This window comes from SAR324 cluster bacterium (assembly GCA_029245725.1).
Taxonomy (GTDB): domain Bacteria; phylum SAR324; class SAR324; order SAR324; family NAC60-12; genus JCVI-SCAAA005.
On record JAQWOT010000336.1, the window covers coordinates 1 to 7,343 of the forward strand.

The window sequence follows — 7,343 nt, forward strand, 5'->3', positions numbered from 1 at the left end:
TTCGCTCAGATGACACCACGTTCGCGTAGGATATGCTTGATGTATTGAGAAAGCGGGCGACCATTTGCAGCTTCCTCAAGACTCTCACGTTCGGCAGGCTTCATAGAAACGAGGATTTTGGCAGAGTTTTTTTCGTCCTCGGGTTTGGGTTTGGGACCTGACTTCTTATAGGTTACGCGTTCCTCGACGGATTTGCGCAATAGTCCCCGGTTTTCTTTTTTATAATCTTTGAGGTTGACCTTACTCATAATGTCTCCGGATGAATTCGATGATCTTGTCGAATTGCCGGTCCAGGTACTGAAAGTGGTATTTTTGCAGACCTCCTTCCTCGACCATGGCCTTGATGCTCTTCTTCTTCTTGAAAATGGCAGGAATCGACTGGCTCTCCTTCACCTCAAAAATCGGATATTTGTAAAATCGGGATAAGATTTGACGGATCTCCTCATAATCCCCACGCTTGGTTCGATTGGCGACCAAGCAGATATTCGTATTATATTCTTCAATTTCTGCGACTGAGTTTATTGTAGTCTGCAAAATTGAATACTCGTTGATAGTAGGAACAAGTACGACTTTTGAGTTGCGTAGCACCGTGATGCTGCGCACTTCGATGTAGCCCCCCAGATCAAAGATAATCTCTGCATCAGTTGGGAAATCAGGAAATTCTTCTGATGGGCTGACCTTGAGCACGTTGTCAAAGACTTCTTCAATTGGCGAGTAGATATCATTGGTCACCACGCCATAGTCCATGGTGAGCGCAATATTCATCGCACAACTCGTCTTACCGGCTCCTCCCTTGAAATTGTAAATTGTAATCAAGCCACCTCTTCTTCATTCCCTGTAAGCGCCAGGCGTCCATGACCAGAGCAGAACAAGCGTTGCAGACAATAAGGATTACAGAAAACTATAAAAATTATATAAATAAATTAAAGTTTCCAGAATTAACTCGATGCAAGCTCTGGGCACACTTTATTTTATCTAAAAAAAATCTTTTCCTACAGGCTGTTAGCAGTCTAAAGTCTGCCTCTGGAGAGGGCATGCCCTCTGCATCTTGTAAGGTAATGAATCGCTAATACAGAGATATAGTAAATGACGATAAGTACTTTTCTGGATCGGATGCGTCAGCAAAAGCTTCAGGAGATTGAGAAACGCCAACGTGTTCACCCTCTTGTTGCTTTACGAGAGCGGCAGACAGAAGCTACAGAAGTACTGGATTGGCGAGAAGCACTGAGGTCAAGACAGTGCCCAGCATTGATTGCTGAACTCAAAGCGCGCTCACCAGCCCAACAAAATGTAGCAAATCCAGACTGGCCTGGGATTGTAAAGGAATATGAAGCTGGAGGTGCTGCAGCAGTGTCCGTACTTACAGATGAGAGTTACTTTGGTGGAAGCTTGGACTTGTTAGAGCAAGTTTCACAGCGGACTATGCTCCCTAGATTGCACAAGGAATTCATTCTGGGAGAATACCAGTTACGTGAGGGGCGTTTGCGAGGGGCTTCTGCGGCTCTGATTCTGGTATACTACTTCTCTGAAAAAGAGCTTCATGAAATTGTGAATTGTTGTGTTGAAATTGGAGTGACCGCAGTAGTTGAATGCTCTCTACAAGAGGAATTACCAAGAGCTTTGGCGATTAATCCGGATGTACTGCTATTGAATAATCGCCCCATAGCCGCTCTACCTGCAGAACCTCAGCGTGGTTACTTGCAGGGGACGATCGAAACAACCCTGCGATGGTGGCAGGAAGAATCTGAGTTGCGCCGGTGGAAGCAACAAGCTGGCAAGTGCTTGATTAGTGCAAGTTGCATTGATTCCAGAGCGGATGTTGAATACCTCAGTTCCGTTCCACTGGATGCACTACTGATTGGTAATGCCGTGATGAAAGCTCCTAACCGAGTGGAATTTCTGCGTCAACTTCAATCCTAATTCTGTTAGCCCACGGGAACCCATGGCCAGAGCCTCCTCCAACAAATCAGAGTTAAACGTCCTCGTGGTGGACGATGACGAGAATATCCGATTAGTTCTTCAAAAGACGATTACCAAACAAGGTTACCACGTCTCTACAGCGCGGAACGCAGAAGAAGCGCTGAACATGTTGCAGCGGAGCTTTTTCCACGTTGTGATTACAGACATCATGATGGGGGAGATGAATGGTTTGGAATTGATGCAGCAAATTAAGGAGATCAACTCGCTGATGCAGATCTACATTATGACTGCCCATAGTAATCTCTCTCATGTGATTCAGGCAATGAAGGGAGGAGCCCACGATTACTTTGAGAAGCCACTACAGATCGAAGACATCAACGCTACGGTTAATGAGGCTGCACGTCGGGTAGCTCGTTGGAGCGAACTTTATAACCGACACTCCCGGCCACCAGTTGCTGCATCTGGGAAAGGCTAATCAGAGATCTCGCTGCACAATGAAGCCAGCGATCTGTTCCAAGGTGTGGTGAATATGATTTTTGGGAAGCGACTGAAGATTTTTCTGAGCTTGGGCCACAAACTGGCGCCCACTCTCAAGCGCATAGTGCAATGATTGATAGCGTTCCATCAAACGAATGACATAAACCACATCATCCATTGTGATAGTGGTTGCCGTGAGGATTTGCTTGATTCGCTGGTGATCACGTGGTGAAGCTTTATCAAGCAGATGGCTGAGAGGTAGCGTAATTTTTCGTTCCTGAAGGTCTGTTCCAACCGGTTTGCCAGTGCGGTTACTGCCGCAATAGTCTAGAACGTCATCAACGATCTGGAAGGCAAGTCCGATCTGCATTCCATAATCATAGAGAGCCTTGGTCTGATTGACTGGCAGTCCAGCCAGGATTCCTCCCATCTGTGTAGCAGCTGCAAAGAGGCAAGCTGTCTTGTTGGTGATGATCTCCAAGTATTCCTGCTCATTGGCACTGTTGAATGAACGTGTCAACTGTAGGAGCTCACCACGAGCCATCCTAGTGGTAGTGTCTGACATCAGCTTGAGTAGTTCCAGATTCCCTAGACTGGTCAGCTGGTGGAAGGCCATCGAGAGCAGATAGTCGCCTGTCAAAACACTTGCCTCATTACCCCAAATGGTACGGGCAGCTGCCTGTTGACGCCGTAGATCTGCTTGATCCACCACATCATCATGGAGCAATGTTGCGGTGTGTAAATATTCAACAACTTGAGCAGCGACCAGCAAATCTTCAGAATGTGCAGAGCCCAAAGCTCCACTGAGAAATACAAGCGCTGGGCGAAGCCGTTTGCCGCCAGAACTGAAGATGTGTTCTGCAACAGAGGTTAGCAAGGGAATATCGCTGCGAATCCCCGAGAGGATCTGGGTTTCCAGTTGCTGGAGCTGAGGCTTCCACTCGGTGAGTAGTTCGCTCAGATTTTTTGCCGGCGCAATTGGACTGGAAAGTTGTGCGTGAGCCATAAATGAAATCAATGGAGGCAGACGCTCTAGTGCAAGTTGACCGAAGCGCTCTGGCAAAACTTAATGGAGTCTGCTCTAATTTAGCAGTGTTTTATCCATTGAAAATGATTTAAAAAAGTAAATGATTCTCAATAGATAAATTGTTTTTGAATCCTAACAAAAGACTTTGTAGCGTCAAGCTTCGCTTGCTCACAGCTGTTCTACAAGACCGTCAAGCGTTTGTTTTCGCAAGAAAAACTAAGTACCTGCCTAAGGTTTTTTTATTATGCCCTTCACGCACGTTGCCCAAATTCTGATGACTGACTTTGGAGTTGTTTCTGATAAGCTAGAGCAACTACAGGCAGAGATGCCTGCGAGTATTCGTTGGGAAGATTGGAAGAATGCTGCCATCAAGCAGAAGCTCACAACCGAGACGGTGTTGCAACAGGCACTGGCACGGTATTATGAGTTAGAATATCGCGATGATTTTGAGGTTCCTCAGTTACCAGAAGGCTTCGCAGATAAAGTCTCTATCCGGCATCTCAAAAATTTTGTTTTTTGCCCTTTCGCATATGTCGATGGAATATGGCAAGTAGCCGTTGAAAACCCTGCACGTACAGATTTGCTGGATGATCTGTGTCGCACTTGGGGACTGCGTTACCAACCGGTGATCTCCCACCACCAGGCAATCATCGATCTAATTAATCAGGTTTATGACAGTACTTCAGCTGCTACTGAAGAAGCTGTGGATAATCTAGATGACCAAGAGAATTTTGAGAGCATTCTGGGTGTGGAAGAACCGGAAGACTTGCTGGAAGCCAACGATGAGGAGCCAATCAAACGACTGGTCAATAGCTTACTCTGGCAAGCCGCAAAAGATGAGGCGAGTGATGTGCACATTGATCCCTCTCCGAAGTCAACAGTCATTCGCTACCGAATTGACGGTGTCTTGCATCAGGTGACCACTCTGCCACGGCAGGTTCATGTGACGGTCGTGAACCGCGTCAAAGTGATGTCGCGCCTTGATATTGCCCAGAAAGGCCTGCCACAGGATGGTCGGACAATGGTCCTGATTGCAGGTAAGAAGATCGATATCCGGGTTTCTACGATCCCCACAGTACATGGTGAAAAAATCGTGATGAGATTACTCTACCAGAGTAGCAAGCTGATGCACCTGAATGAGTTGGGATTGAGTGAGAATATCCTCAAACCGTTCCGTTCGATGATTCAAAAGTCTGGTGGAATTGTGCTAGTGACAGGGCCAACCGGAAGTGGAAAGACAACAACACTCTATGCATCGCTCGGAGAAATTGATAGCCAAGCACGTAACGTAATTACTATTGAAGATCCGGTTGAATACAAGATTCCGAGTTACAGCCAGATTGAGGTCAACTCACGTTTGGGTCTTACCTTCGCACGTGCGCTTCGCTCAGTATTGCGCCAGGATCCTGATGTGGTGATGGTAGGTGAGATGCGAGACGCAGAAACTGCTCAGATTGCGATCCAGGCTGCTCTGACGGGACATTTAGTTTTCAGCACTGTCCACACCAACAGCGCCCCTGCAACAATCACTCGTTTGATTGATATGGGCGTAGAGCCTTTCTTGGTCTCTTCAACCATCATTGGAGTCTTAGCCCAGCGATTGGTGCGTCAGATCTGTTCTGCCTGCAAAGAACCCTATGAACCTCATCTAGAGCAGCTACGTGAGTTAGGTCTTGGCACAAGCCAAGTCAATGCGACATTTTACCGAGGTCAAGGTTGTTCAGCTTGTCGAGAAACAGGTTATCGAGGACGATTGGGCCTGCACGAATTGTTGATCATGGGCGATTCCATCAAGGATGTGATTCTAAAGAGCAGTGACGCCAACGAGATCAAGCGAGCTGCATTGCGCCATGGTTTGATCACACTGCGAATGGATGGAATCCAGAAAATTCGCGCAGGATTGACCACGCTGGAAGAAGTTCTGAGTATCACGGTAGAAGACCAAGCCATTGAAAACCTACTTCCTGAATCACCATCTATCCCAGCCGGTCCCTTTCCAGCCTGACTGAAACCCCAGCGGAGGACATGCCATGGGAGAAGTTCTGGTTCTAAACGCTGATGTCCAGCCCTATCGCTGGAATCCACTCAGCGTGGTGAGCTGGAAGTGGGGTATCAAGTCCTACTATCTTGGCAAGATTGATGTGCTGGAATGGTACGCTCACGAATGCCGTTCTCCTTCAACACGCATCAAGATTCCCAGCGTGGTGATTCTGCATGAATACCATCGGGCCCGGCTCCGCGTTAATTTCACCAAGCGTAACATTTTCATTCGGGATCTGCATCGTTGCCAGTATTGTGGGAAGGCTTTTCCTGTGATTGAACTGACCTGTGACCATGTGCTGCCTCGGAGCCATGGAGGACAGAATTCTTGGGAGAACATCGTCACTTGTTGCCGGGGGTGCAATCGTCGTAAGGGACAACGAACGGACATTCGGCCGCTACGTGAGCCGAGGGAACTTGACTACTGGGAGATGGTACATGCCGTCAAGCAAATGCAGATCACAGTCCCTGATCCCCGCTGGCAACAGTACCTGCAGTGGCCAGGGGAACTCATCCAAATCCGCCATCCACATTTTCTCTGAAATTCTTCTCAATTATCGCTAAAGTCTCTGCCCTCTCTGCCGATAACTCTATTAAGTCTCTCCCCACCTATGTTTAGGTGAGAAAAGACTAAAGAAATTCGGTCTTCTGCCGATAATGTTATTAAAGAAAGTACTCTGGAATGGATCGCCTGCTTGAGATGCCTCGAAAAAGCTGAATTCCCATCAGCTTGAGGAAAACTCTCTAGCAAACGGGTAGATCGAATCTACCAAAAACTGTCTTCGTTCTTTGAACTAAAATGCCAAGGCAAGCTTGAGCAAAGATCTCAGCTGCCGAAACGTGCCGACAGAGTTTCCTGCTGGCACCCGGGATGAACCCGCTTCCTGACGGAGCCAACATCGCTTCTTGAAGTATGTTTGGCCAAAAGCAAATGCTACCCGTCTCCACGATGCTGAACCAGATCGGTTCACTGCGTCCTGCTAGCCAAATGGTTCTGGCACGGACACTCGTAACTACTTTGTTTTAAAAAGTATTAGCTAATCTTTCTGTGCTGAAAGCCAAATGGCCTTGGAACAGACAGCTTTGATCTGCTTACAGCAACAAAGTGTTGTTAGCGACTTTGATCCGTGCAGCTAAAGATAATTAGCAAGCTAAATTTTTTCATAAAGCATTTTTATAAGGTAAAGTTACCCGACTCTGGCTAATTAATCCGCATTTGTGAAGTACGTCTGCTTCTGTAGAAGCAGACCTCGTCAAAGTAGCGAAACCGCTCAAAAAAACTTCGCTGAGTTTCATCCTGGTTGGCATAATATCACGATATAAGTTTGCAGGGCTATCTAGCATGTGATGACCCTGCCTGCTGAATGGGAGACTGTTTCTAATATGCTTCAGTCTCGCTTTGAGCAGAATTCTTCTGTTTTCTAGGAAGAACAAAGCAGCTCTTTCTATATATCTTGAAGAACTGTAGATGTCCAATTAGCAATCTGGGAAATTGCCAATTGATCTGAATGTCTTCTTGGTGAATAGAAATATATTTGTTTGTGCTTGATCGAAGGCAGTACCTCTTGCGATCCATTCCAGAGTAGTTTGAGGGTTCTTCGATTATTTAAATAGAGCAAGAAAAGCTATCTGAGACTTGCCCCTGTCTAATGGCAGACAACACGCTGTTGTGTTTGCTGGACGATAGGATTTGTGGAGCCTATGTTAATCTGGACAGGAATTGTTCTGCTGAACAGAGCATCAGCCTGGCTCATATATTTGCTCGCTTTGGCAAATCAATTTTCAAGCATAGCTTTCCGCGGAATCATTGTTGGCTGCCTGCTTCAACCAATTTTACAGAATCGGTTGACTAGAGCAGACCGAAGCAAAATACCCACGA

The 7,343-nt window shown here is 46.7% G+C and carries 7 protein-coding genes; 4 read left to right on the plus strand and 3 right to left on the minus strand.

The genetic code is table 11. The features are described 5' to 3' along the window. Positions 1–5: 5 nt before the first annotated feature. Positions 6–248: a hypothetical protein gene (locus P8O70_18230; protein ID MDG2198777.1), complete on the minus strand. Its 243-nt coding sequence runs from the start codon at positions 246–248 to the stop codon at positions 6–8. After that, entirely contained in the window at positions 241–816 is a 576-nt protein-coding gene (locus tag P8O70_18235; GenBank protein ID MDG2198778.1) for a hypothetical protein, read from the minus strand. The genes P8O70_18230 and P8O70_18235 overlap by 8 nt, the downstream gene beginning before the upstream one ends. A gap of 270 nt (positions 817–1,086) precedes the next feature. On the opposite strand from P8O70_18235, the gene P8O70_18240 reads away from it, so the two are divergent. Further along, the gene (locus tag P8O70_18240; protein ID MDG2198779.1) at positions 1,087–1,920 is read left to right on the plus strand and encodes an indole-3-glycerol phosphate synthase TrpC; all 834 of its coding nucleotides are present in this window, start codon (positions 1,087–1,089) and stop codon (positions 1,918–1,920) included. 22 nt (positions 1,921–1,942) lie between these two features. Continuing rightward, positions 1,943–2,395, plus strand: a complete 453-nt coding sequence (locus tag P8O70_18245) for a response regulator (GenBank protein ID MDG2198780.1) — start codon at positions 1,943–1,945, stop codon at positions 2,393–2,395. Here P8O70_18245 and P8O70_18250 read toward each other — a convergent pair whose 3' ends face one another. Further along, complete coding sequence (locus P8O70_18250; protein MDG2198781.1) at positions 2,396–3,460, minus strand: polyprenyl synthetase family protein; 1,065 nt, start codon at positions 3,458–3,460, stop codon at positions 2,396–2,398. Positions 3,461–3,668: 208 nt separating this feature from the next. Here P8O70_18250 and P8O70_18255 point away from each other — a divergent pair, with 208 nt between their 5' ends. Beyond that, positions 3,669–5,429: an ATPase, T2SS/T4P/T4SS family gene (locus tag P8O70_18255; protein ID MDG2198782.1), complete on the plus strand. Its 1,761-nt coding sequence runs from the start codon at positions 3,669–3,671 to the stop codon at positions 5,427–5,429. 25 nt (positions 5,430–5,454) lie between these two features. After that, the gene (locus P8O70_18260; protein MDG2198783.1) at positions 5,455–6,006 is read left to right on the plus strand and encodes an HNH endonuclease; all 552 of its coding nucleotides are present in this window, start codon (positions 5,455–5,457) and stop codon (positions 6,004–6,006) included. Positions 6,007–7,343: the final 1,337 nt, after the last annotated feature.

Excerpts from the sequence above, each read along its gene's own strand:
- P8O70_18230 (MDG2198777.1), bottom strand. The coding sequence starts at position 248 with ATGAGTAAGGTCAACCTCAAAGATTATAAAAAAGAAAACCGGGGACTA.
- P8O70_18240 (MDG2198779.1), top strand. The coding sequence starts at position 1,087 with ATGACGATAAGTACTTTTCTGGATCGGATGCGTCAGCAAAAGCTTCAG.
- P8O70_18245 (MDG2198780.1), top strand. The coding sequence starts at position 1,943 with ATGGCCAGAGCCTCCTCCAACAAATCAGAGTTAAACGTCCTCGTGGTG.
- P8O70_18255 (MDG2198782.1), top strand. The coding sequence starts at position 3,669 with ATGCCCTTCACGCACGTTGCCCAAATTCTGATGACTGACTTTGGAGTT.
- P8O70_18260 (MDG2198783.1), top strand. The coding sequence starts at position 5,455 with ATGGGAGAAGTTCTGGTTCTAAACGCTGATGTCCAGCCCTATCGCTGG.